This window comes from Dermacoccus sp. PE3 (assembly GCF_001021715.1).
GTDB lineage: Bacteria > Actinomycetota > Actinomycetes > Actinomycetales > Dermatophilaceae > Dermacoccus > Dermacoccus abyssi.
Genome location: NZ_LDCM01000003.1, coordinates 355,923 through 380,473 on the forward strand (window position 1 = coordinate 355,923; position 24,551 = coordinate 380,473).

A 24,551-nucleotide genomic window follows, 5' to 3' on the forward strand; every position below is an offset into this window, starting at 1 on the left:
GCATGCTGCGCACCTCCGGCGTTCGGACGCTCAGTGCGGCCGACGTCGACGACGCCCGTGCGCTGTGCGACCTCGACCGCGTCCACAACGTCTTCGTCGCCGCACGTCTCGACGAGGGCCTGCTCGGCGCCGGGGGAGTGGCCTTCGGTCTCGGCGGCTCGCCGTTGCGCTCGATGGTGTGGGCTTCGGCCAACGTCGTGCCGGTGAACCTCGCGTCCGAGGACGTCGCCCGGTACGCGAGTCGCCTTCGGCGCGGCAAGCGGCGCTTTGCCTCGCTCTTCGGTCCGGCCGACCAGACGCTTGCCCTGTGGAACCACCTGCGTGGCTCCTTCGGTGAGCCCATGTCCTACCGACCCGAGCAACCTCTCATGTTGGCGTCGCGCTCGGCGCGAGAGAAGACCGGGGTCACTCCCGACCGGCGCGTCCGCCCGGCACGGCGTGACGACCTCGACGCTCTCGTTCCCGCTGCCGCTGCGATGTTCACCGAGGAGATCGGGTACCGCCCGTACGTCGGCAGCGACGCGGTGTACCGCGCCGGCATCGCACGTCTCGTCGAGCAGGGGCGCACCTACGTCGTCACCGAAGGTGACGAGATCGTGTTCAAGGCGGACGTAGGCTCGCTCGCGTCGGGCGTGGCGCAGATCCAGGGCGTCTGGGTGGAGCCGAGCCATCGAGGGCGCGGTCTCGCCGCACCGTGCATGGCCGCCGTCGCCGACCTCGTCGAGCAGGCTCATGCGGATACCGTGAGTCTCTACGTCAACGACTACAACCTCCCGGCGCTGCGTGCCTACCTCACGGCGGGCTTCGAGCGCGTGGGCACTTTCGCCACCGTCATCCTCTAGGAGATCGTCATGGACTTGCGAGCGAACATCACTCACCTCACGCCGGTGGCGCGGGGCCTTGTCGGCGCGTACGTCGTCTCCGGCGTCATCCACCTCGTCAAGCCTCAGGTGTTCGAGGGCATAGTGCCGAAGCAACTGCCGCGACGTCGTGAGCTCGTCTATGTGAGTGGTGTCGCCGAACTGACCTGTGCAGCAGGGATGCTCACGCCGCGCACCCGTGAGGTTGCAGGCGCCGCGTCGGCTGCTCTGCTCGTGGCGGTGTTCCCCGCCAACGTCGAGATGGCGCGTCAGGCGCACTCGCGCATCACGCGCCGTGGCAGCACGCCGCAGCGTGAGGTGCAGCGCGCCCTGAGCGTGGCACGTCTTCCGCTGCAGTGGCCGCTCATCCGCTCGAGCGTCGCGATTGCTCGGGGCGGCCGCGGCTAGAGAGAGCCGCTCCTAGGGCTGCGTCGTTCAGCCCCGCGGGTGACGCAGCAGCGTTGCCTCCACGCCGTCGGGCGCTTCACCACGGACGGCGCGGGCAGGCGGTCGATCGCCGCGGATCGAGGCCACCATGTCCAGCACCCTTCGCGTCGCACGCACGTCGTGAGCACGAAAGACAGTCACACCGAGCCACGCCGCGACGGCGGTGGCCCCGAGCGACCCCTCGAGCCGCTCGTCGGCCGGGAGGTCGAGGCTCTCCCCGACGAAGTCCTTGCGTGAGATGGCCTGCATGACCGGCAGGCCGAGCGCGACGACGTCGGCGCTGTGGCGTAGCACCGTGAGGGAGTGGCGGGTCGTCTTGCCGAAGTCGAGCGTCGGGTCGAGCAGGATGCGTTCGTCCGGCACACCCGCAGCTCGCACTCGGTCCGCCTCCACGGCGAGGGCTCGCACGACGTCGTCCACAACGTCGAGCTCGTCGTCGCCGTAGGTGATGGCGACGGGGTCGGTGCGCGGGGGCAGCCCGCCCGTGTGACTGCACACGATGCCTGCCCCGATTCGGGCCGCGACGGTGGCGAGCTCACCGTCGTGCCCGGCCCAGGTGTCGTTGACGAGGTCGATCTCCGCGTCGGCGCAGGCGAGGACGACCTCGGAGCGCCACGTGTCGAGCGACAGCACCACGTCGGGATGACGCCGCCGGGCCTCGAGGAGGAAGGGCAGTACCCGGTCCGTTTCCTCCTCCGCACTCACCCACGCACCCTTGCCGCCTGCCCGTACTCCGCCGACGTCGATGATGTCCGCGCCCTCGGAGACCGCCGTGTCGAGCGCGGTCAGGGCGTCGTCGAGATCGGAGTGTCGGTTGCCCGCGTAGAAGGAGTCGGGGGTGCGGTTGACGATCGCCATGACGGCCGGCTGTCGCGCGTCGAAGCGTCGACCCCGCAAGACGAGGGGAGCCGGGGACGCGAGTCGGTCGTGCGGATTGTTGGGCACGCGGCGACTCTACTGGGGCGACGCGGGCGAGCGTGCTGTTCGCACGGAGGGCGCGCACCCCTAGAAGGGTGCGCGCCCTCGTCGTGCGTCGAGTGCGCCTTCAGTTGAAGGCGTTGAAGACGCCCCCGAGGCCGCCGGACTGGTTGCCGCTCGGGGCGATGCTGGACGCCCACGCGGCGAACGCCGACGGGTTACGTGACTGCAGGTAGACGCGGCCGGGGCCGACGAAGTCGAACACCAGACCCTCGCCGGACTTCATCGACTGGATCGACTTGCCCTCGACGGCGCGGCGGGTGCGGAACTGCATGTTGAGGTCGTACGCGACGACGTGGCCCGTGTCGATGACGACCTGCTCGCCGGGCTGCAGGTCAACGATGTCGATGGCACCGTAGACGGACAGGAGGACGAGACCCTCGCCGCTGGCCTGCAGACCGAAGCCGCCCTCACCACCGAAGAGGTTGCCCATGCCGCCGAACTTCGAGGAGATCTCCGTGCCGTAGCTGTTCGCCATCCAGTTACCGCGAGCCACGAAGAACGGGCGGTCGGGGCGCATCTCGATCGGCAGGATGTCGCCGGGCAAGACGCCGGCAACGTCGACCCAACCCCCGTTCTGGGGCGCCGTGTAGGTGGTGGTGAAGAATGACTCACCGGCGAGCACGGAGCGCTTCAGGCCCTGCATGACGCCGCCCGCTGCCTTGCTTGAGATCTGCACGCCGGGGGAGTGCGCCATCATCGCGCCGGACTCGACCTGGACGGGCTCTCCGGGCGCGAGGAACATGCGGGCCACGGCGAACGAAGGGTTGTGGCGGAGGTTGATCTGCATACCGCCATCATGGCAGCGGAGGCGGTGAGTTTCGGGGGTTCTGGCCGACTATCATTGGCCGGTATGACGATTGCCCCGTAGGTGGGCTCGTCACCCGAGATCGAGGAGAGCCAACGTGGCACAGCGCATGTCCAACCTGTTCCTGCGAACGCTTCGCGAGAACCCTTCGGACGCCGAGCTGCCGGGTCACCAGTTGCTCGTGCGCGCGGGCTATGTGCGTCGCGCCGCCCCCGGCATCTACACCTGGCTGCCGCTGGGCCTCAAGGTGCTGCGCAAGGTGGAGGCCATCGTCCGCGAGGAGATGGAGGCCATCGGTGGTCAGGAACTGAGCTTCCCCGCCCTCCTGCCGCGTGAGCCCTACGAGGCCACGGGTCGTTGGGAGGAGTACGGCCCGAACCTGTTCCGCCTCGCCGATCGCAAGGGCGTCGACATGCTGCTCGGCCCCACGCACGAGGAGATGTTCACGGTCACTGTGAAGGACATGTTCTCGAGCTACAAGGAACTGCCCACGATCCTGTTCCAGATCCAGACGAAGTACCGCGACGAGGCGCGTCCCCGCGCCGGTCTGCTGCGCGGACGCGAGTTCATCATGAAGGACTCCTACTCGTTCGACCACACGCCCGAGGGCCTCGAGGAGAACTACCTCAAGCACCGCGGTGCGTACGTCAAGATCTTCGACCGCCTCGGCTTCGAGTACGTCGCCGTCCACGCCGACTCCGGCGCCATGGGTGGCAGCGCCTCGGAGGAGTTCCTCGCCGTCAGCCCGCACGGTGAGGACACCTTCGTGCGCAGCCCCGGGGGATTCGCCGCCAACGTCGAGGCCGTCGTCGTGCCGCAGGCCGAGCCCATCGAGGTGACCGCCGGCGCCGCGCATGTCGAGGACACACCTGACACCCCGACGATCGACACGCTCGTCGCGGCCCTCAACGCGAACCATCCGCGCACGGACGGCCGTGAGTGGGCCGCCGCCGACACGCTCAAGAACGTCCTCGTCATGCTCGTCCACCCCGACGGCACGCGTGAACCCCTGGCCATCGGTGTGCCCGGTGACCGCGAGGTCGACGCCAAGCGTCTCGAGGCGCAGGTGTCGCCGGCCGACGTCGAGGCCTTCGAGGAGAAGGACTTCGCCACCTTCCCGATGCTGGCCAAGGGCTACATCGGCCCGGGCGTCCTGGGGGAGTCGAACAGCAGCGGCATCCGCTACCTGCTCGACCCGAGCATCGCCGAGGGTTCGGCGTGGGTGACCGGCGCGGACGAAGCCGGCAAGCACGTCATCGACCTCGTGCACGGCCGTGACTTCACCGCTGACGGCACGATCCAGGCCGCGCAGATCAAGGAAGGCGACCCGGCGCCCGACGGTTCCGGGCCGCTCACGCTCGCACGCGGTATCGAGATGGGGCACATCTTCCAGCTCGGCACGAAGTACGCCGAGGCCCTCGGTCTCAAGGTGCTCGACGAGAACGGCAAGCTCGTCACGGTGACAATGGGCTCCTACGGCATCGGCGTCTCGCGCGCGGTGGCCGCCATCGCCGAGAGCAACCTCGACGAGCTCGGCCTCATCTGGCCGCGCCACATCGCGCCGTTCGACGTGCACGTCGTCGCCACGGGCAAGGACGCCTCCGTCTACGAGCAGGCCGAGAAGGTCGTCGCCGACCTCGAGGCACAGGGTCTCGACGTGCTGTACGACGACCGCCCGAAGGTGAGCCCCGGCGTGAAGTTCAAGGACGCCGAGCTCATCGGCGTGCCGACGATCGTCGTGCTCGGCCGCGGCCTGGCCGACGGCGTCGTCGAGGTGAAGGACCGCCGCAGCGGCGACAAGCGTGACGTCCCCCTTGCAGAGCTGACGCAGGCCGTCGTCACGGACGTCCGCGGCTGATCCGCGCCCTCCTTCTCGCCCACGAGGGCCCCGGCGCCGATGTCGGGGCCCTCGTGCGTGTGGAGACCCGGCCGCGTCGCACGTGAGACCGAGTTGCCGCAGCCGAGTGGCTGCACGACGATGTCGTGGTGAACGACCCGGAGCTGATGACCCTCGTCCTGCTCGGCCTGGCTGCTGCCTGCGCCGGCTGGATCGACGCCGTCGTCGGCGGTGGCGGGCTCGTGCAGTTGCCCGCTCTCATGGTCGCGTTTCCGCACGCTGCCCCGGCACAGTTGCTCGCGACGAACAAGCTGGGCTCGATCTGCGGCACGTCGGTGAGTTCCGCGACGTATCTGCGCCGAGTCAAACCTGACCTGCGCACAGCCCTACCGCTGGCGGGCTTCTCGTTTGCCGGTTCGGTGGCAGGCGCCGCCGTCGCGAGCCACATCCCGCGCTCGGCCTTCAACCCGATCATCCTCGTCGTGCTCGTCTGCGTGGGTGCCTACACCCTCCTCAAGCCGTCCATGGGTCAGCTCGAGAACCTGCGTCACGCCGGAACGCGCCGTCACTACGGCACGGCTGCGGCCATCGGGCTCGGCGTCGGTTTCTACGACGGCGCTCTCGGCCCCGGCACGGGCAGCTTCTTCGTCTTCGCCCTCGTGAGCCTGCTCGGATACCGCTTCCTCGAGGCGTCGGCCAAGGCGAAGCTCGCGAACTTCGCCACCAACCTGGCATCCCTCTTCGTCTTCATCCCCGCCGGAGCGGTGATGTGGAAGGTCGGGCTCGTGCTCGGGCTGGCCAACCTCGCCGGCGGCTACGTCGGCGCGCGCACGGCCGTGTCGAAGGGTGCCGGGTTCGTCCGCGTCGTTTTCGTGCTCGTCGTGGGCGCGTTCGTGGTCAAGATCGGCTACGACACAGCGCACCAGTTCGGGCTCGTCTGACGGCTCAGCTCGCCGGTTTTGCGTCGCAGCCCATGAGACCCATCGTCCTGACTGTCTTGCGGTAGGAGTCGGCGTTCGAGGTCGGGCTCGCCAGTTCCACGTGTCGCGTCGTCTGGTTCTGGTAGGTCGGCTGGAACGTCATCGACTGTTTCCACTTGCCGGCTGCGTCCCGCTCGAAGGTCACGGCGGCGAACGCTCGCTCGGCGGTTCCTGGCTTGATCGCCGCGATCTGCCCGCTGAAGAAGTTGCCGAGCGAGTAGGTCACATAGCGACCGTTCACCTTGTCGCAGGGTTGTACGACGTGCGGGTGGTTGCCGATGATCCAGTCGACCTGGCCGGAGCGCATCAGCTCCGCCGTCACCTGCTTCTGCTGAGCGTTGACCCCTTCGTACTCATAACCCCAGTGCATGGAGACGAGCACGAGGTCCGCGCCCTGGGCGCGCGCTGCGGCGGCATCCTTGACGACGCCCTTGGACGTGCGTGTGAACCACATGGCGTCCTTCAACCAAGGCGCTTCCTTCGGCACGCTCGACTGGTCGCCGACAGCGTTGATGAGGCTGTAGCTGTACGACAGCTGCGCGACCTTCAGACCGTTGGCCTCGTAGAACACGGGCTGGCCCTTCTCGCCCGCCTTCGTCCCGGGGCCGGAGGCTTTGAGATGGTTGGCCGCGAGGACTTCGCGCGTCTCCTCCATGCCCTTCTGGCCCCGGTCCCACGTGTGGTTGTTGGCCGTGCTGCACCCGTCGAAGCCCATTGATCGCGTCGCTGTAGCGAACTCGCGTGGCGCGTTGAAGCTGTACTCGACCGAAAGATCCGTGTTCGTGCGCGACAGCGGATTCTCCATCTGACAGATGGAGATCGTCGGGGCCCCGACCGTCGGCTTGAGGGCTGCGAAGAAGGGGCGAAGGCGTAGCCCCGCCCTCCCGCGGCCGCTCGCGCCTGCGCGACGGTGCTCGCGTGGGCGATGAGGTCACCGGAGGCACCGATGGTGATCGTGGCGGGCCTGCCGGTGACCGGTTTCGGCGCGGGGATCGAGGAAGTGCCCGAACCGGAGGGAGCCTGCGAGTTCGGTGTGGTGCTCGACTCGGAGGAGGAGTGACTGCTCGCCGAGGTGGCCGACGGCGACGATGTCGACGAGCCCGAGGAGCATCCCGCGGGGAGAACGAGCGCGGCCGCGAGGACGGTGGCGTGGGCGCGGGTCCGCATGGGACGCATCGTAGGTCGTGGTGAACGACCCATCAGGCGGAGAGTCCGGGAAGCGGACGCAGCGGTTCGCCGAGCTGCTCGGCCACCGCAGCCGCCCCGGACCAGACCGAGAGCAACCCCGCAGCTTCGTGTGCGCTCTTCGTGGAGGACGAGACCTTGGCAGCGCCCGACACGACTCCCAACGCGGCCTTGCGGGCCACGTCGTGAGCCTGCGCGTGGGTGGAGTACGTGCGCCAGGGCGCGCGTTTGCCGGCGGCCTGCGCGGGCATGCCGGCTTGGGTGAGTGAGCGCGCAGCATAGGCCCACTCGAGCTGCGCGGTGATCTCCTCGCGCGCGGAGAGCTTGGTGCGAGCCGCCGACCACTCGAGGGCGTCGATGACTGCTTCGACGGACGCGAGGAGAGTGCCGTCGGTTCGGGGCATGGCGATGGTCGAGGGCCACCGGACGGTGATGTCGGCGGGTCGTAACGACGCGAGACTCGCGGCAGCGATCGCCAGGGCGACCGGCCGTGAGTTCCTGCTGAGGCGCTGCAGGACGACTGCTGCCTGTGCTCCGGCCCAGACGCTCTCGGCCCTCGTCCACGACGTCGATTCGCCGGTGGGCGAGGCCGAGGGGGATGCCGACGGCGGGACCTGCTCGGGCGACGAACTCGGCGTGCTCGCGGGGGTCGACGAACTCGAGCTCGTCGGCGGAGCACTCGGTGTGCCGGTTGCCGTCACCGACGGAAGCGTCGTGGCACCCAGGCCCTTCAGCGTCGCGTCGAGACGGTCGAGTTGGGCGTTGTGCAACTTCTGCGCAGTTCCGGCCTGGGCATGGTGGATGGTCTCGCGCTCCGCGGCCGTCATCGCTTCGACGAGCCAGGCGCGAACCTGCTCGAGCGGTTTCGTGTCAGGCGCGGGCTCCGCCTTGGGGCCGGGAACGGGGGCGTCACTCTCGAGCCGGAGCCCGCACCCGGCGAGCGGTGCGACGAGCGCGGCTGCGACGAAGGTGCGACGGGCGAGCGCGTGAGGGGGACGAGCAGACGGCATGCGCTCATCGTCCCACGGACGACGGGGGAGCGTTCACAGTGTGGACCGCTCGGTAGTCATTAGTTGCAGTTGGGTGATGCAAAAGTAAGGGTTATGGGGCCGATGCGAGGAGTAGTGATGACGGCGACGACCCAGGCCCGCCCGAAGGGCCGTGCACGCAAGCCCGAAGGCCAGTGGGCCCTCGGGGAACGTGACCCCCTCAATCCGAACGAGGTCTTCAAGCAGGCCGACGCTCCGCTGAACGTTCGCCGCCGTATCCTCGAGGAGTACGCGGCCGGTGGATTCGACACGATCGAGGGCACCGACCTGCGTGGCCGCTTCCGCTGGATGGGTCTGTACACGCAGCGTCGCCCGGGTGTCGACGGTGGCAAGACGGCAACGCTGCCGCCCGAAGAACTCGACGACGAGTTCTTCATGATGCGCGTGCGCATCGACGGCGGCCAGCTCACCACCGAGCAGTTGCGAGTCCTCGCCGGCATCTCGACCGACTTCGCCCGCGACAGCGCCGACATCACGGACCGGCACAACATCCAGTACCACTGGATCGACGTCAAGGACGTGCCGGAGATCTGGGAGCGCCTCGAAGCCGTCGGTCTCGACACGATGGAAGCGTGCGGAGACTGCACCCGCACGGCCCTCGGTTCGCCCGTGGCCGGCGTGCACCCCGATGAGGTACTCGACGCCACCCCGGCGCTCGAATACATCAAGAAGCACTACGTCGGCGACCCCGAGCTGGCCAACCTTCCGCGCAAGTTCAAGACGGCGATCGCGTGGCTGCCCGACATGGCGCCCGAGATCAACGACATCAGCTTCGTCGGCTCGATCCATCCTGAGCACGGACCGGGCTTCGACCTGCAGATCGGCGGGGGCCTCTCGACCAAGCCGTTCTTCGCCCTGCGCCTCGGTGCCTGGGTGCCCCTCGAGGAGGTGCCCGAGGTGTGGCTCGCCGTCGTCAAGCTCTTCCGTGACTACGGCTTCCGACGCCTGCGCAACCGCGCGCGCCTCAAGTACCTCGTCGAGGAATGGGGCGCCGAGCGCACCCGGCAGGTGCTCGAGGAGGAGTTCCTCGGTCGAAAGCTCGTCGACGGGCCGCCAGCGCCCACGCCGAAGCACACGATCGATCACATCGGTGTGCACCGCCAGAAGGACGGCGACAACTTCGTCGGCTTCGCCTCCGTCGCCGGTCGCACGAGCGGTACGGCGCTCGCGGCGGTCGCGGACGCCGTGGAAGCTGCGGGGTCGGCCAGGGTGCGACTCACGCCCTATCAGAAGCTCGTCGTGCTCGACGTGGCCGACGAGAACGTCGAGGCACTCGTCGACACGATGCGACCGCTGGGCTTCGAGGCCCGCCCGTCGCACTGGCGTCGCGCCACGATGGCGTGCACCGGCATCGAGTTCTGCAAGCTCGCCATCGTCGAGACGAAGAAGCGCGCGGCCGACCTCGTCGAGGAACTGGAGACGCGCCTGGCACACCTCAACGAGGTCTTGGAACACCCCATCGCGATCCACCTCAACGGTTGCCCCAACTCGTGCGCCCGCATCCAGGTGGCCGACATCGGCCTCAAGGGACAGATCGTCACGGACGAGAACGGCGAACAGGTGCCCGGCTACCAGGTGCACCTCGGAGGCGGTCTCGGGGAGGACCTCGTCGTCGGGCGCAAGCTGCGCGCGCACAAGGTGGTCGCCACCGAGCTGGGCGACTACGTCGAACGCGTCGTCACCCGGTTCGTCGAACAGCGTGAGGTGAGCGAGACCTTCGGCGACTGGGCTCGTCGCGCGGACGAGGAGGCTTTGCGATGAGCGCCGTCCGTGACGCCGAGACCCTGCGATCCGTGGCGGAGGCTGCTCGCCGCGATCTCGACGGAGCTCCGGCGATCCGCGTGCTCGACTGGGCGCGCGAGGAGTTCGGTGACAAGTTCGCCGTCGCGAGTTCGATGCAGGACGCCGTTCTGCCGCACCTGGCGTCACGTGTCATGCCGGGTGTGGACGTGCTCTTCCTCGACACGGGCTACCACTTCGCCGAGACCATCGCGACGCGTGACCGGGTCGCGCAGGAGTACGACATCACCCTGCGCAACCTCACGCCGACCCAGAGCGTGGCCGAACAGGACGCGAGCCACGGCAAGGACCTGTTCTCCCGTGACCCGGACCTGTGCTGCACTCTGCGCAAGACGCACCCGCTCGACGATGCACTCGACGGGTACGAGGCGTGGGCGACGGGGGTGCGGCGCAGCGAGGCCGTGACACGCCGGGACACCCCGGTGGTCAGCTTCGACGAGCGCCGCGAACGGATCAAGGTGGCGCCGATCGTCGCGTGGAGCGACACCGACGTCGAGGAGTACATCGAGGCGTACGGCGTCATCAGTAACCCCCTGCTCACCCAGGGCTACCCCTCGATCGGGTGTGCCACTTGTACCCGCCGGGTCGCACCCGGAGAGGATGCTCGCGCCGGCCGCTGGGCGGGCCAGGACAAGACCGAATGCGGGATCAACCTGTGAGCGGCGCAACGGTGTGGCTGACCGGGCTCTCCGGTGCCGGCAAGTCGACGATCGCCCACGAGCTCGTGGAGGCCCTGCGCGCCCGGGGCGAGCGGGTCGAACTTCTCGACGGCGACGAACTGCGCGAATCCCTGAGCAAGGGACTCGGCTTCTCGCGCGAGGACCGCACCACGCACGTCACGCGGGTCGGCTTCCTCGCCGACATGCTGGCACGCAACGGGGTCTGGGCCGTCGTGCCTGTCATCGCCCCGTATGCGGACGCCCGCGAGCAGAACCGAGCACGCCACGAGGCGAGCGGTGCCCGTTATGTCGAAGTCCACGTCGCAACCTCGCTCGAGGAGTGCGCACGACGCGATGTCAAGGGCCTCTACGCCAAGGCTCGCGCCGGCGAAATCCCTGCGATGACCGGGGTCGACGACCCCTACGAGATTCCCGAGGACCCTGATCTTCGCCTCGAGACCGAGGGCCGCAGCGTGCGTGATTCAGCGGCTGAAGTGCTCGCCCTCCTTCTGTCCGACGAGTCGGAAAGGAACCTGCCATGACCGTGCTCGAGCACACCCCGACGAACCCCGCCGAAGTCTCGACGCTCCGCGCTCTCGAAGCGGAGGCCATCGAGATCATCCGTGAAGTCGTCGCCGAGTTCGACCGTCCTGCACTGCTGTTCAGCGGTGGCAAGGACTCGGCCGTGTTGCTCCACGTGGCGCTCAAGGCGCTCGCGCCGGCGCCGCTGCCCATCACGCTGCTCCACGTCGACACGGGACACAACCTGCCCGAGGTGATCGCCTTCCGTGACGAGATCGTCGCTCGCCACGGCCTGCGGCTGCACGTCGCGGCCGTGGAGGACTGGATCGCCGACGGACGCCTCACCGAGCGTCCGGACGGCACGCGCAACCCGCTGCAGACGGTGCCGCTCGTCGACACGATCGCCGAGCAGAAGTTCGACGCGCTCCTCGGTGGCGCACGTCGTGACGAGGATCGGGCACGCGCCAAGGAACGCATCTTCTCCGTGCGCAACGCGCTCGGCGGATGGGATCCGCGCAACCAGCGACCCGAACTGTGGAACGTCTACAACGGGCGGCACGCGCCGGGGGAGAACACGCGCGTCTTCCCGCTGAGCAACTGGACCGAGCTCGACATCTGGCGCTACATCGAGGCCGAGAACGTCGCGCTCCCGCCGATCTACTTCGCCCACGATCGCGAGGTGTTCGAACGTGACGGAATGTGGCTCACGTCGGGCCCGTGGTTCGGTCCGCGCCCCGACGAGAAGGTCGTGACCAAGAGCGTCCGCTACCGGACTGTGGGTGACGGATCGTGCACCGGCGCAGTCGAATCCAGTGCCCGAACCACCGCCGAGATCATCGCCGAAGTGGCCGCCAGCCACCTCACCGAACGGGGCGCCACACGCGCCGACGACCGCCTCTCCGAGGCCGCGATGGAAGACCGCAAGCGAGAGGGGTACTTCTGATGACAACGACCCACGTGACACCCACGAGCCGACCGGAGACGGGACGCGAGGTCGCGGTGCCATCACAGCCGGCTGACGCGAGCGGTGCCACGGCGGCTCCGGAACAATTGCGCCTCGTCGTCGCGGGCAGCGTCGACGACGGCAAGTCCACCCTCGTCGGGCGTCTGCTGCACGACACGAAGAACATCCTGGCCGACACGTTCGACTCCATGGTCGCGGCGAGCACGTCGCGCGGAGCCGACACCGTCGACCTCGCGCTGCTGACCGACGGTCTGCGTGCGGAGCGGGAGCAAGGCATCACGATCGACGTGGCGTACCGCTACTTCTCCACGCCGCAGCGCACCTTCGTCCTGGCCGACACCCCGGGCCACGTCCAGTACACCCGCAACATGGTGACGGGCGCGTCGACGGCGGATGCGGCGGTGATTCTCGTCGACGTGCGGCACGGCGTCTCGGCGCAGACCCGGCGGCACGCGGCTCTCATGGCGTTGCTGCGCGTGCCGCACGTCGTGTTCGCGCTCAACAAGATGGATGCTGTGGACTGGTCCGAGGAGCGCTTCGACGAGGTTGCCCGCGACACCCGTGACCTCGTCGAGAAGGTGGGCTTGGCGGGCGACGTCGCCGTCGTCCCCCTGTCGGCCCTCACCGGAGAGGGTGTTGTCGCGTCGGCCCCTTCCTGGTACGAGGGCGAGCCTCTGCTCACGCTGCTGGAGAACCTTCCGGTGGCTCGCGACCTGCGGGTCGAGAACTTCCGGATGCCGGTGCAACTCGTCATCCGCCCGCGCACGAGCGACCACCCCGACTACCGGGGAATGGCCGGACGCATCACGTCCGGCGTCGTGCACGTCGGAGACGTCGTGCGTGCCTCCACCCTCGGGCTGGGATCACGGGTGATCGGCATCGACACACCCACGGGCTCGGCGCAGGAAGCGGGCGCCGGTGAATCCGTGACGATCCGCCTGGCCGACGAACTCGACGTCGCCCGCGGTGACGTCCTCGTCGTCGAGTCCGAGGCGGACGCACCCGACGTGACGAGCGAGCTCAAGGGTGTCGTGGCGTGGCTCGCCGAAGGTTCGACCACGCCGCGCCAGCGTGTTCTCGTCAAGGCGGGTACGAAGGTCGTGCGAGCGGTCCTCACCGACGTCACCCATCACTGGGACGTCGAGGAGAGCACGTGGCACCCGGCCGACGGAGCGCATTCCCTTGGCCTCAACGACATCGGGCAGGTCGTGCTCCACCTCGCGGAGCCGGTGGCCGTCGACGCCTACTCCCGTCACCGGGGCACGGGCGCCTTCCTCGTCATCGATCCTGCGAGCGGGGCCACGATCGGGGGTGGCATGGTCGGGGCCGACCTCGGCCTCGGGGCGCAGGCGGCCGGCGAGGAGCCGGAGGAAGAGTCCGAAGAGGATTGGCTGGCCGGCTGACATGAACACCCTCGATCGTCCCTCGCGACGCGCCGTTCTCGCGGCCGCTGTGGGGGCACCCTTCGTCTTGCCCGCCCTCACCGCGTGCGGCGCCGCTGAGGCGTCCCCGCACAGGCTTCGCCTCGGCTACTTCGCCAACGTGACGCACGGTGTGGCCGTGGCCGGCATGGCTCGGGGCACGTTCGCTGAGCGTCTGCCCGGTGTGCGTCTTGAGCCACAGATCTTTCCGAGCGGACCCTCGGCCGTTCAGGCGATGCTCGCCGGCGCGCTGGACGTCGCCTACCTCGGACCCAACCCGGCGATCACCGCGTGGGTGCGGACGAAGGGTCAGGGCGTGCGGCTCGTGGCCGGTGGTGCCTCAGGAGGCGCCGCGCTCGTGGCACGCAAGGGCATCGAGAGCGTCGAAGGCCTGCGCGGTCGTCGGGTCTCGACGCCGCAGCTCGGCGGCACTCAGGACGTTGCGCTCAAGACGCTGTTGCGGGAGAAGGGCATCTCCACCGGTTCCGGCAAGGACGCGGTCGAGGTGCTGTGGATGGCCAACAGCCAGACTCTCGACCAGTTCAAGCAGAACCGCCTCGATGCGTCGTACCAGGCCGAACCGTGGGTGTCGCGGCTCGTCGAGGAAGCGGGGGCGCACGTTCTCGTGGACGAGCGCACCCGGTGGCCGGGCGGGCGCTTCGCCACGACCTGCGTCGTCGTGTCCGAGGACTACCGCCGCCGCTGCCCCGAGCAGGTGGAGGCGCTGCTCGGCGCGCATGTCGACACGGTGCGATGGATCCGGGCGCACCGCGACGAGGCATCGACCCTGCTCAACTCCGAGATCGAGCGAATCGCCGGGAAGAAGCTCAAGCCCACCGTGATCGAACGCGCCATGAGGAGCGTCGAGTTCGGCTGGGATCCGATGCTCACCAACGTCGCCGAGGTGGCCGAGCACACCTGGGCCACGGGCGGTATCGAGGTGAAACCGAATCTGCACGGCATCGCGGATCTCGCGCCGCTCAACCGAGCGCTCGCCGCACGCAGTCTCGAGCGCGCCGACGACGGCGGTTACGGCGCACGAGGAAAGGCCTGACATGACCGACACCCGACCACAGCTGCGCCGACCCGAGCCGACGAGCCCGGGGGAGCACGACGTGCGCCCGGCCGTCTCACTGCGCGCGCTGCGCAAGGTCTTCGGCCACGGCGAGGACGCCGTCGAAGCCATCGGTGGCATCGACCTCGACGTCGCGCCGGGTGAGTTCGTCTCCGTCCTCGGAGCCTCCGGCTGTGGCAAGTCGACACTCCTGTCGATCGTTGCGGGACTTGAACCCGCCACATCCGGAGTCGTGGAGGTCGACGGACCGCAGCCCGCGCTCATGTTCCAGGAGAGCGCACTGTTCCCGTGGCTCACGGCACGCGAGAACGTCGAGGCCCCGATGCGCTTCGGGGGAGTGGCGGCTCCAGAGCGCCGCGCACGAGCCGAAGAACTGCTCGAGACGGTACGCCTCGCCGGTGCCGGCGGCCGTCGCGTGCACGAGCTGTCCGGTGGTCAGCGCCAGCGCGTCGCGATGGCGAGGGCTCTGGCCCAGAACGCGCGGGTGCTGCTCATGGACGAACCGTTCGCGGCGCTCGACGCCATGACCCGTGACCTCCTGCACGGCGAGCTCACCGAGGTGTGGCAGCGCGAGCGGATGGCTGTCGTCTTCGTCACTCACAACGTGCGTGAGGCCGTGCGCCTCGGCCAGCGTGTCGTCCTGCTCTCCTCGCGCCCCGGCCGCGTGGCGCGGACGTGGGACGTCGACCTGCCGCACCCGCGCATCATCGAGGACTCGGGCGTGGGTGACCTCTCCCGGGAGATCACCGCCCGCCTGCGAGAGGAGATCAGCCGCCATGCCCACGCCTGATTCGAGCCGTAGCTACGCGGAGGACCCGTTCGAGGTCGATGCGCACCGACACCGTTCCGTCGTGCGCGCCACGCCGGCGATCAGCGACGCCGACGTGACCTCGGGCCTCGACCGTCTCGAGGTCCAGGCGCGACCCAAGCGTCGCCGCGTCGACCTCACGTCCGTCCTCGCGCCGCTCGGCGCGCTGGCCCTCGTCGCCCTCGGGTGGCAGTGCCTCGTCTGGTTGCAGGTGAAGCCGACGTGGGCCCTGCCGCCGCTGGGCGACATTGCTGCCGCGCTGTGGCGCTCGCTCACCTCGGGCGACGCGCTCTCGGCGATCTGGGTGAGCCTTCGCCGCGGGGTGATCGGGTTCCTCGTCGCCGTCGTGTTGGGCAGCGCGCTCGGCCTGCTCGTGGGGCGTCACCGGTTGGCGCGCAAGGCCTTCCGGCCCCTGCTGGCCGCCATCCAGTCCCTGCCGTCGGTGGCGTGGGTGCCGTTCGCGGTCATGATGTTCTACCTCACGGACACGACGATCTACGCCGTCATTCTGCTGTCCGCGGTGCCGTCGATCGCGATGGGCCTCATCGGCGGCCTCGACCAAGTGCCACCGCTGCTCGAACGGGCCGGCCGGACGCTCGGTGCGTCGCGCACGCAGCTGGTACGTCACGTCCTGCTTCCCGCCGCGATGCCGACCTACCTCGCCGGTATCAAGCAGGGATGGGCCTTCGCGTGGCGTTCCCTCATGGCCGCCGAACTCATCGTCTCTTCGCCCGAACTGGGCTTCGGTCTCGGCTCGATGCTCAGCCAGGGACAGGCGAACTCCGACATGCCGACGGTCGTCGCCGCGATCGCTCTCGTCCTTGTTGTCGGTCTGGCCGTGGAACTGCTGCTCTTCAGCCCGATCGAGCGCAGCTTGCTGCGTCGCCGCGGCCTCACCGCGGGCGGGCTGTGACCTCAGGCAGAGCCGACCCACCCCAAAGGCGCGTGTCCCGTGGGGGTCAGGTTCGGTAAGGTGGACGCGCGCGGGCCGAGTGCTCGCGCATTTCGCACCCTCGCTCGGGTGCGTGACGACAACTCCAGGAGGTCCGGTGGCAGGCGCGGAACGAACGATCATCGAAACCCTCGCACCCAAGCTCGAACCCCTGGGAATACTCGTCGAGGACGTCACCGTCGTGCCCGCGGGCAAGCGTCGCCTCGTGCGCATCCTCCTCGACCGCATCGTGACGATGGACACGGCCACGACGGAGCCGGTTGCTCCCGTCACGCTCGACGAGGTCGCCGAAGCCACCCGCGTCGTCAGCGACGAGCTCGACGCCACGAACGTCATGGGCGAGCAGCCCTACGTTCTGGAGGTCAGCTCCCCGGGAACCGACCGCCCGCTCACCGAACCCCGTCACTTCGCCCGCAACGTCGGGCGACTCGTGGCGATCACCCTCGACGACGGCTCGAAGATCGCCGGACGCCTCACGTCCGCCGATGCCACCGAGATCGTCGTCACCCCCGAGCAGGGCGGCAAGAAGGCCGGCGGCCACGCCTCGGCCGAGCCGACCCGACTCGAGTACCCAACGATCACCAGCGCCAAGGTGCAGGTGGAATTCACGCACGGTGGCGACACCGACGGCGTGGGAGAGGACGTCTGATGGACATCGACATGGCAGCACTGCGCGCCCTGGAGCGGGAGCGCGAGATCCCCATGGACGTCATCGTCCCGGCGATCGAGCAGGCCCTCCTGCTCGCGTACCAGAAGGAGGAGGGCGCCTACCGCCGCTCCCGCGTCGAGCTCGACCGCAAGAGCGGACACGTCGTCGTCTGGGCGCGCGAGGACGGGCAGAAGCAGGAGGACGGCACCTGGAGCGAGCCGGGCCCCGAGTTCGACGACACCCCGAAGAACTTCGGCCGCGTCGCCGCGAGCACGGCGCGCCAGGTCATCGTGCAGCGCATGCGCGACGTCGAGGACGAGGCCATCCTCGGTGACTTCGTCGGCAAGGAAGGCGACATCGTCGCCGGCACGATCCAGCAGAGCAACGACTCGCGGTTCGTCAAGGTCGACTTCGGCACGATCGAAGGCATCCTCCCGGCCGCCGAGCAGGTGCCGGGTGAGGTCTACCGCCACGGCGAGCGCATTCGCTGCTATGTCGTCTCCGTGCGACGCGGTCCGAAGGGCCCGCAGATCTCCCTCTCGCGTACCCACCCGAACCTCGTGCGCAAGCTCTTCGCGATGGAGGTGCCCGAGATCGCCGACGGCACCGTCGAGATCGCGGCCCTCGCCCGCGAGGCGGGACACCGCACGAAGATCGCCGTGCACGCGACGCAGCCCGGCGTCAACGCCAAGGGCTCCTGCATCGGGCCCATGGGTCAGCGTGTGCGCGCCGTCATGTCGGAGCTGCAGGGCGAGAAGATCGACATCGTCGACTTCTCCCGCCAGCCCGAGGAGTTCATCGCGGCTGCACTCTCGCCGTCGCGCGTGGAGTCCGTGGAGGTGACGGACCCGAAGGCGCGCGCTGCGCGCGTCATCGTGCCCGACTTCCAGCTCAGCCTCGCGATCGGCAAGGAGGGCCAGAACGCCCGCCTCGCGGCCAAGCTGACCGGCTGGCGCATCGACATCCGTCCGGACACTGCCGTGGGCGCTCCGGCGGCTGCCGACGAGCGCTGATCCGGGCCGGAAATCCCCCGGGTGCGAGTGCACCCGGGGGATTTCGCGTTTTCCTGCCCCGGGGGCGAACAGGTAGGCTAGGGGGCGAACGGTGACAGACAGAAGGTTGGTGACGTGATCAACGTGACCGACACGGATGTCGAGCTCTCCCGAAAGTCCGAACCGCAGCGCACCTGCATCGGATGCCGGGGAAAGGGCGGCCGTTCCGTTTTGCTGCGCATCGTGTGCGATGAGAATGCCGTCCTGGTACTCGACTCGCGCAAGGCGATGCCGGGCAGGGGAGCGTGGCTCCACGCCGACGAGACGTGCCTTTCCCAGGCCACGACCCGCCGCGCTTGGGGACGGGCACTTCGCCTGCGATCGGCGGTTTCCACCGACGCGCTGGCGGAACAGGTGGAACGGGAGATCCGTTCCACGTCGTACGACGACGAAAACACCGGAAGGACCCGCAGGGGGACTTCCACGACAGTGACCGAAAGCGGGTTTGACGCTATGAGCACCCGATGAGTTCTCAGCGATGAGCACCCTCAACTGACGGTCTGCCGGGCTCGAAGCCTTGGCGGTCCGTCGAAAACCGACAGGAGAAACGTGGCCAAGGTTCGAGTCCACGAGCTCGCCAAAGAGCTCGGAGTCGAAAGCAAGGAACTCCTTGCGCATCTCAAGGCGCAAGGCGAGTTCGTGAAGTCCGCAAGTTCCACGATCGAGGCGCCCGTGGTGCGCAAGATCAAGGAGAACCCGCCGAAGCCGACGAAGGCAGGCGGCGAGTCCGCGGACGACAAGTCCAGCGCGCCCGCGAAGAAGGCAACGCCTTCCGCGGCGAAGCCGGGCGCCCCCAAGCCGGGCCCGAAGGCACCGGCATCCAAGCCTGCGCCGAAGGCCGAGACCCCGGCTCCCGCGCCGTCGCCGGAGCCCAAGCGCGAGGCCCAGGCTCCCAAGCCCGCCGAGGCGAAGCCCGCGACGCCGAAGTCGGAGGCTGCAACGCCGGCGCCGGCACCCAAGGCTCCCGCTGCGAAGCCCGGCCCTGCAGCGCCGAAGCCGGCTCCGGCCGCGCCCGCTCGCAACGAGCGTCCCGGTGCCGGACGTCCCGGACCGCGCCCCGGCGCTCCGCGTCCGGGTAACAACCCGTTCAGCTCGAGCCAGGGCATGGGCCGCAGCGAGCGTCCGCAGGGCGATCGTCGTGGCGGCGGCCGTGAAGGCGGCTCCCCGCGTCCGGGCAACAACCCGTTCGCGCCCAGCCAGGGCATGCCGCGTCCCGGCAACCGTGGTCAGGGTCAGGGCGGTCCGCGTCCGGCCGGTGCGGGCGGTCCCCGTCCCGCTGGTGCGGGCGGTCCGCGTCCGGCCGGTGCAGGTGGCCCCCGTCCCGCGGGTGGCTCCGGCGCACCGCGCCCGAACCCGGGCATGATGCCGTCGCAGGCTGCCGTTCCGCGTCCGGGCGAGCGCCCGGCCCGCGGTGGTGGCGCAGGTCGCCCCGGTGGCGGCGGTCGTCCCGGCGGCTTCGCCGGTCGTCCCGGCGGTGGCGGTCGTGGCCCCGGTGGTCGCGGCGGCACCCAGGGCGCCTTCGGTCGCGGCGGCAGCAAGGTCCGCGGTCGTAAGTCGAAGCGCGCGAAGCGTCAAGAGTTCGAGCAGATGCAGGCTCCGTCGATCGGCGGTGTCAGCGTCCCGCGCGGCAACGGTTCGACCGTCATCCAGGTGCGCCGCGGTGCGTCCCTGACGGACTTCGCCGACAAGATCGACGCGAACCCGGCGAGCCTCGTCACCGTGCTGTTCCACCTCGGTGAGATGGCCACGGCGACGCAGTCGCTCGACGAGGACACGTTCCAGCTGCTCGGTGCCGAGCTCGGCTACGACATCCGTGTCGTCTCGCCGGAGGACGAGGAGAAGGAACTCTTCTCCCAGTTCAACATCGACCTCGAGGCCGAGGCCGAGGGCGAGGACGACGAGATGCTCGAGCAGCGTCCCCCGGTCGTCACCGTCATGGGTCACGTCGACCACGGTAAGACGCGCCTGCTCGACGCCATCCGCAACGCGGACGTCGGCAAGGGCGAGGCCGGTGGCATCACGCAGCACATCGGTGCCTACCAGGTCCACAAGGAGCACGAGGGCGTCGACCGTCCCATCACGTTCATCGACACCCCCGGTCACGAGGCGTTCACCGCCATGCGTGCCCGTGGTGCGAAGGTCACGGACATCGCCATCCTCGTGGTCGCGGCCGACGACGGCGTCATGCCGCAGACGATCGAGGCGCTCAACCACGCCCAGGCGGCCGACGTGCCGATCGTCGTGGCGGTCAACAAGATCGACGCCGACGGCGCGAACCCGGCCAAGGTGCGTCAGCAGCTGACCGAGTACAACCTCATCGCCGAGGAGTACGGCGGTGAGACGATGTTCGTCGACGTGTCGGCCAAGCAGGGGCAGAACATCGACAGCCTCCTCGAGGCCGTCCTGCTCACCGCCGACGCCGCGCTCGACCTGCGCGCCAACCCGGACAAGGACGCCCGCGGTGTCGCGATCGAGGCCAACCTCGACCGTGGTCGCGGTGCCGTCGCAACGGTTCTCGTGCAGTCCGGTACGTTGCGCGTCGGTGACGCCATCGTCACCGGCCAGGCCTACGGACGCGTTCGCGCCATGCTCGACGAGCACGGCGAGAACGTTCAGGAAGCCGGCCCGAGCCGTCCCGTGCTCGTCACGGGTCTGGCCTCCGTGCCGCGCGCCGGTGACACGTTCATCGTGGCCCCGGACGACCGCACGGCCCGTCAGATCGCCGAGAAGCGTGAAGCGGCAGACCGTCAGGCCTCGCTCGCCAAGGCTCGCAAGCGCATCAGCCTCGAGGACCTCAACGAGCAGCTCGCTGCAGGCAAGGTCGAAACCCTCAACCTCATCCTCAAGGGTGACGTGTCGGGTTCGGTCGAAGCCCTCGAGGACGCGCTCCTGCAGATCGACGTCGGCGACGACGTGGACCTGCGGATCATCGACCGTGGTGTCGGCGCGATCACGATGAACAACATCAACCTCGCAGTCGCCTCCAACGCCATCATCGTCGGATTCAACGTTCGCGCCGAAGGCCAGAACGCCGAATACGCCGAGAAGGAAGGCGTCGAGATCCGCTACTACTCGGTCATCTACCAGGCGATCGACGAGATCGAGCAGGCCCTCAAGGGCATGCTCAAGCCGGAGTACGAGGAGCACGAGCTCGGTTCCGCCGAGATCCGCGAGATCTTCCGCTCGTCCAAGTTCGGCAACATCGCCGGATCCATGGTGCGCAGCGGTGAGATCAAGCGCGGCTCCAAGGCACGCATCACGCGTGACGGCGTCGTCATCACCGAAAGCCTCGAGATCGCCGGTCTGCGTCGCTTCAAGGACGACGTCACCGAGGTCCGCGAAGGCTTCGAGTGCGGTATCAACCTGGGCTCGCACAACGACGTCCAGGTCGGTGACCTCATCACGACGTACGAAATGCGGGAGAAGCCGAGGGACTAGTCCTTCCCTTGGGCCGTCTTCCGGTCTGAGTGCGTTCCCTTGGGCCGTCTTCCGGTCTGAATCCCTCGCAAGCTCGGGATTCAGCCTCGGTGCGACAGCCCTTCGGGCCGCATCACAAGCGAAAGCCCTCACCACCCCTCGCAAGCTCGGGGTTCGTGGGGGCTTTCGCTTGCTCTGCGGAGTCCGCTTCCAGCGTGGTTCGGTCATGGGGAGTGTTGGGCTTTCCGCATGTGGGCTTCTAAAGTCGCATCTCCGTTCGATGGTGGCCGCGTTCCGCACTCTCGACTTGGAGATCTGAGCTCCCGCAGCCTGGACCTTCGTCGCCTGGCTGGAACGCCGCGGATTCGGGGTCGGGTTGTCACTGCGGCACACTGGAGCCCGTGAATTCCGAGAACGCCGCCGACGAGACCCAGCCCGAGCTTCGCGCATCACTCGACACCGCGCCCGACGGGCGCCTCCTGCTCCTCGCACCCTCGTCGAACCGCGTTTACGCCGGAGACGCCGCGCGCCTCAACGCCGCGGAGATCACGGTCATGGCCGACGCTCTGGGCCTGGACGCCCGCGTACGCCCCGTCACCGTCGCCGGAGTCGATTACCTCAACATCGAAGGCGACGACGACCTGCTCACCCGCGTCGTGAGCGAGGCCAGCGGCGCCTTCGCCCTCTTCGGTTCGGCCGACGGGCTGCTGCGTCCGACGGCCCTCGAACGTCGTCGCCCCTACAGCGACGACCTCGTCACGATCCAGAAGTACCAGGGCAAGACGAACGAGCAGTTCACCCACCTGCTGCTCAACGTCACCGCTGCGCTCGCAAAGCGCCCGCAGGCGCTGCTCGACGGCTCCCTCCACGTGCTCGACCCCATGTGCGGTCGCGGCACCACCCTCAACACCTGCCTCCTGCGCGGTATCGACGTCACCGGCGTCGACCTCGACAAGAAGGACTTCGAGGCCTACCAGGCGTTCATCACGACGTGGCTTCGCTCCCACCGCCTCAAGCACGAGATCGATGCCAGCCAGGTGCGTCGCGAAGGCCGGACGCTCGGGCGTGCGCTCGAACTCGAGACCGCACCGACGAAGGAAGACTGGAAGGCCGGACGCACCCAACAGGTCACCTACCTCAACGTCGACACCACCAGGCTCGGGCGTGTCATGCGCAGGACGAGCGTCGACGTCGTCGTCGCCGACACGCCCTACGGCGTCCAGCACGGCTCCCACGGCGACAAGCTGGACCGTTCCCCGGTGCAGCTCCTCGAGCGAGCGCTGCCGTCCTGGCACGACACCCTGCGCACGGGCGGCACGGTCGGCCTCGCCTACAACCGCCACGTCGTGAAGCCCGGCGAACTCGCCGACGTGCTCGACGCGCATGGTTTCTCGGTCGTCCACGGCCACGGCGCGCCTGCCGCCGGCCTTGACGAGGGCGCGTTCCGTCACCGCGTCGACGCCTCGATCGACCGCGACATCGTCGTCGCCCGCAAGGGCTGAACCCACCCGGACCACGGCGGGCTCAGCACCCCGTCGTCTCACGGCAACTGCTCGGCGAAACGCCGGAGCCGACAGCTGCCACACACGCAAAAACCACGGTGCTCACGCCCCGACACATCACATAGGGTTGGGGCGAAAACGTCGCCCGGCTCAAGGAGGATCCCATGGCCGACCAGGCTCGCGCCCGCAAGGTCGCTGACCGCATAAAGTCGCTCGTCGCCGAGTTCGTCGAGTTCCGTCTCAAGGACGAGCGGGTGGGCTTCCTCACGATCACCGACGTGCGTGTCACGGGCGACCTGCAGAACGCCTCGGTGTTCTACACCGTCTTCGGCTCGGACGCCGAGCGCGCCGCCACCGCCGAGGCGCTCGCCGACAACCGCGGTCGCATCCGCAGCCACGTCGGCAAGGGTCTCGGCATCCGCCTCACGCCGACTATCGAGTTCTTCCCCGACGCCCTGCCCGAGGGCGCCGCTCACCTCGAGGACGCGCTCGCCAAGGCGCGCGCCCGCGACGAGGAACTCGCGCGGTCCTCGCAGGGGGCTGCGTTCGCCGGCGAGGCCGACCCGTACAAGAAGCCCGAGGCCGCGGACGAGCAGTGAACGACGCGCGACCGCAGACACCCGACGGCATCCTCGTCGTCGACAAACCGGCCGGATGGACGTCGCACGACGTCGTCGGCCGGATGCGACGCCTCGCGAACACGCGCCGGGTCGGGCACGCCGGCACCCTCGACCCGATGGCGACCGGCGTACTCGTCGTGGGCGTCAATCGCGCGACGAAGCTGCTCACCTTCCTCGTCGGCTGCGACAAGGAGTACACGGCCACGATCCGGCTCGGGCAGTCCACCGTCACCGACGACGCCGAAGGTGATGTCGTCGATGCGCCCGGTGCCACGCGCGAGGTCGTGACCGAGCAGGCCCTCAGCGCTGCTGTCGCCGAACTCACCGGCGACATCGACCAGGTGCCGAGCAGCGTGAGCGCCATCAAGGTCGACGGCAAGCGCTCCTACGCCCGGGTGCGTGGGGGAGAGGACGTCGAACTCGCCGCCCGCCCCGTCACGGTCGGCCGCTTCGATGTTCTCGAGGTGCGCGAAACGAGTGCCGATGGTGCCACGCGCGTCGTGGACGTCGATGTCGTCGTCGAGGTCTCCTCGGGCACGTATGTGCGTGCCCTGGCACGTGACCTCGGAGCCGCCCTCGGCGTGGGCGGCCACCTCACGGCCCTGCGCCGTACCCGCGTCGGCACCTTCACGCTCGACGCTGCCCGCACCCTCGACGACATCTCGACCGAGGTCGACGCCGGCCGCGCCCCGAGCGTCATCCCGATGGCGGATGCCGCCGCAGACGCCTTCGCCGTTCATCACGTCACCGAAGACGAGGAGCGGGCGCTGACCTTCGGCCAGCGCATCGCCTCGGCACCGGAGCGCGCCGAGACCGTGGCCGCCATCGCCCCCGACGGGCGCCTCGCGGCGATCCTCGACGAGAGCACCCCGAAGGCGAAGTCGCGAGTCACCTTCCCGAAGTAATCCACCGGCCAGCCGGTTTCTGCGACGCCGTCGCAACAGTCGGTGCTCCGGGCGTACGATG

The 24,551-nt window shown here is 69.0% G+C and carries 23 protein-coding genes and 1 pseudogene; 20 read left to right on the plus strand and 4 right to left on the minus strand.

The window, feature by feature from the left end; translation table 11 throughout:
* Nucleotides 1-2 precede the first annotated feature (2 nt).
* Both AA983_RS09545 and AA983_RS09550 read left to right on the plus strand, forming a co-directional pair.
* A complete protein-coding gene (locus AA983_RS09545) occupies nucleotides 3-842 on the plus strand; it encodes a GNAT family N-acetyltransferase (protein WP_047312007.1) in 840 nt (279 codons plus the stop codon).
* Nucleotides 843-851: 9 nt separating this feature from the next.
* Nucleotides 852-1,268 (plus strand): hypothetical protein, encoded by a 417-nt coding sequence (locus tag AA983_RS09550; RefSeq protein WP_047312008.1) that lies wholly within the window; start codon nucleotides 852-854, stop codon nucleotides 1,266-1,268.
* 27 nt (nucleotides 1,269-1,295) lie between these two features.
* Here the strand turns inward: AA983_RS09550 and folP are convergent, their stop codons facing one another.
* Nucleotides 1,296-2,252, minus strand: coding sequence for a dihydropteroate synthase (gene folP / locus AA983_RS09555; RefSeq protein WP_047312009.1), 957 nt, complete (start codon nucleotides 2,250-2,252; stop codon nucleotides 1,296-1,298).
* A gap of 100 nt (nucleotides 2,253-2,352) precedes the next feature.
* Nucleotides 2,353-3,075, minus strand: a complete 723-nt coding sequence (locus AA983_RS09560; RefSeq protein ID WP_047312010.1) for a TIGR00266 family protein — start codon at nucleotides 3,073-3,075, stop codon at nucleotides 2,353-2,355.
* 115 nt (nucleotides 3,076-3,190) lie between these two features.
* Here AA983_RS09560 and AA983_RS09565 point away from each other — a divergent pair, with 115 nt between their 5' ends.
* Together AA983_RS09565 and AA983_RS09570 are read left to right on the plus strand one after the other, a co-directional pair.
* On the plus strand, nucleotides 3,191-4,951 hold the full coding sequence (locus AA983_RS09565; protein ID WP_129665254.1) for a proline--tRNA ligase: 1,761 nt from the start codon (nucleotides 3,191-3,193) through the stop codon (nucleotides 4,949-4,951).
* Between the two features lie 128 nt (nucleotides 4,952-5,079).
* Nucleotides 5,080-5,871, plus strand: a complete 792-nt coding sequence (locus AA983_RS09570) for a TSUP family transporter (protein WP_047312209.1) — start codon at nucleotides 5,080-5,082, stop codon at nucleotides 5,869-5,871.
* Nucleotides 5,872-5,875: 4 nt separating this feature from the next.
* Here the strand turns inward: AA983_RS09570 and AA983_RS09575 are convergent.
* A pseudogene (locus AA983_RS09575) lies at nucleotides 5,876-6,775 on the minus strand (CapA family protein); the annotation flags it as partial.
* A gap of 60 nt (nucleotides 6,776-6,835) precedes the next feature.
* Between AA983_RS09575 and AA983_RS15920 the strand changes: the two are divergent.
* Nucleotides 6,836-6,970 carry a hypothetical protein gene (locus tag AA983_RS15920; protein WP_255352623.1) on the plus strand — a complete coding sequence of 45 codons (135 nt, stop codon included), beginning with the start codon at nucleotides 6,836-6,838 and terminating at the stop codon, nucleotides 6,968-6,970.
* 139 nt (nucleotides 6,971-7,109) lie between these two features.
* Here the strand turns inward: AA983_RS15920 and AA983_RS09580 are convergent, their stop codons facing one another.
* The gene (locus tag AA983_RS09580) at nucleotides 7,110-8,105 is read right to left on the minus strand and encodes a hypothetical protein (protein ID WP_047312013.1); all 996 of its coding nucleotides are present in this window, start codon (nucleotides 8,103-8,105) and stop codon (nucleotides 7,110-7,112) included.
* A gap of 117 nt (nucleotides 8,106-8,222) precedes the next feature.
* Here AA983_RS09580 and AA983_RS09585 point away from each other — a divergent pair, with 117 nt between their 5' ends.
* The 15 genes from AA983_RS09585 to truB all read left to right on the plus strand — a co-directional run bounded on the left by AA983_RS09585 (nucleotide 8,223) and on the right by truB (nucleotide 24,490).
* Nucleotides 8,223-9,905: a nitrite/sulfite reductase gene (locus AA983_RS09585; RefSeq protein WP_047312014.1), complete on the plus strand. Its 1,683-nt coding sequence runs from the start codon at nucleotides 8,223-8,225 to the stop codon at nucleotides 9,903-9,905.
* Entirely contained in the window at nucleotides 9,902-10,603 is a 702-nt protein-coding gene (locus AA983_RS09590) for a phosphoadenylyl-sulfate reductase (RefSeq protein WP_047312015.1), read from the plus strand. Before AA983_RS09585 ends, AA983_RS09590 begins: the two co-directional genes overlap by 4 nt.
* Nucleotides 10,600-11,145: an adenylyl-sulfate kinase gene (gene cysC / locus AA983_RS09595; RefSeq protein WP_231579579.1), complete on the plus strand. Its 546-nt coding sequence runs from the start codon at nucleotides 10,600-10,602 to the stop codon at nucleotides 11,143-11,145. Before AA983_RS09590 ends, cysC begins: the two co-directional genes overlap by 4 nt.
* The gene (gene cysD, locus AA983_RS09600) at nucleotides 11,142-12,068 is read left to right on the plus strand and encodes a sulfate adenylyltransferase subunit CysD (RefSeq protein WP_047312017.1); all 927 of its coding nucleotides are present in this window, start codon (nucleotides 11,142-11,144) and stop codon (nucleotides 12,066-12,068) included. Before cysC ends, cysD begins: the two co-directional genes overlap by 4 nt.
* The gene (locus AA983_RS09605; RefSeq protein ID WP_082128830.1) at nucleotides 12,068-13,492 is read left to right on the plus strand and encodes a sulfate adenylyltransferase subunit 1; all 1,425 of its coding nucleotides are present in this window, start codon (nucleotides 12,068-12,070) and stop codon (nucleotides 13,490-13,492) included. The genes cysD and AA983_RS09605 overlap by 1 nt, the downstream gene beginning before the upstream one ends.
* Nucleotide 13,493: 1 nt before the next feature.
* Entirely contained in the window at nucleotides 13,494-14,564 is a 1,071-nt protein-coding gene (locus AA983_RS09610; protein WP_047312018.1) for an ABC transporter substrate-binding protein, read from the plus strand.
* A gap of 1 nt (nucleotide 14,565) precedes the next feature.
* Nucleotides 14,566-15,375, plus strand: a complete 810-nt coding sequence (locus AA983_RS09615; RefSeq protein ID WP_082128831.1) for an ABC transporter ATP-binding protein — start codon at nucleotides 14,566-14,568, stop codon at nucleotides 15,373-15,375.
* Nucleotides 15,362-16,306, plus strand: a complete 945-nt coding sequence (locus AA983_RS09620; protein WP_156170327.1) for an ABC transporter permease — start codon at nucleotides 15,362-15,364, stop codon at nucleotides 16,304-16,306. The genes AA983_RS09615 and AA983_RS09620 overlap by 14 nt, the downstream gene beginning before the upstream one ends.
* A 136-nt stretch (nucleotides 16,307-16,442) precedes the next feature.
* The gene (gene rimP / locus AA983_RS09625) at nucleotides 16,443-16,994 is read left to right on the plus strand and encodes a ribosome maturation factor RimP (protein WP_047312019.1); all 552 of its coding nucleotides are present in this window, start codon (nucleotides 16,443-16,445) and stop codon (nucleotides 16,992-16,994) included.
* Nucleotides 16,994-18,007 (plus strand): transcription termination factor NusA, encoded by a 1,014-nt coding sequence (nusA, locus tag AA983_RS09630; RefSeq protein ID WP_047312020.1) that lies wholly within the window; start codon nucleotides 16,994-16,996, stop codon nucleotides 18,005-18,007. The genes rimP and nusA overlap by 1 nt, the downstream gene beginning before the upstream one ends.
* A gap of 114 nt (nucleotides 18,008-18,121) precedes the next feature.
* Entirely contained in the window at nucleotides 18,122-18,514 is a 393-nt protein-coding gene (locus tag AA983_RS09635) for a YlxR family protein (protein ID WP_052947049.1), read from the plus strand.
* Between the two features lie 81 nt (nucleotides 18,515-18,595).
* Nucleotides 18,596-21,484 carry a translation initiation factor IF-2 gene (infB, locus tag AA983_RS09640; RefSeq protein ID WP_047312021.1) on the plus strand — a complete coding sequence of 963 codons (2,889 nt, stop codon included), beginning with the start codon at nucleotides 18,596-18,598 and terminating at the stop codon, nucleotides 21,482-21,484.
* Between the two features lie 380 nt (nucleotides 21,485-21,864).
* Nucleotides 21,865-22,965, plus strand: coding sequence for a TRM11 family methyltransferase (locus AA983_RS09645; RefSeq protein WP_052947050.1), 1,101 nt, complete (start codon nucleotides 21,865-21,867; stop codon nucleotides 22,963-22,965).
* Between the two features lie 164 nt (nucleotides 22,966-23,129).
* Complete coding sequence (rbfA, locus tag AA983_RS09650; RefSeq protein WP_047312022.1) at nucleotides 23,130-23,564, plus strand: 30S ribosome-binding factor RbfA; 435 nt, start codon at nucleotides 23,130-23,132, stop codon at nucleotides 23,562-23,564.
* Nucleotides 23,561-24,490: a tRNA pseudouridine(55) synthase TruB gene (gene truB, locus AA983_RS09655; protein WP_047312023.1), complete on the plus strand. Its 930-nt coding sequence runs from the start codon at nucleotides 23,561-23,563 to the stop codon at nucleotides 24,488-24,490. The genes rbfA and truB overlap by 4 nt, the downstream gene beginning before the upstream one ends.
* Nucleotides 24,491-24,551 lie beyond the last annotated feature (61 nt).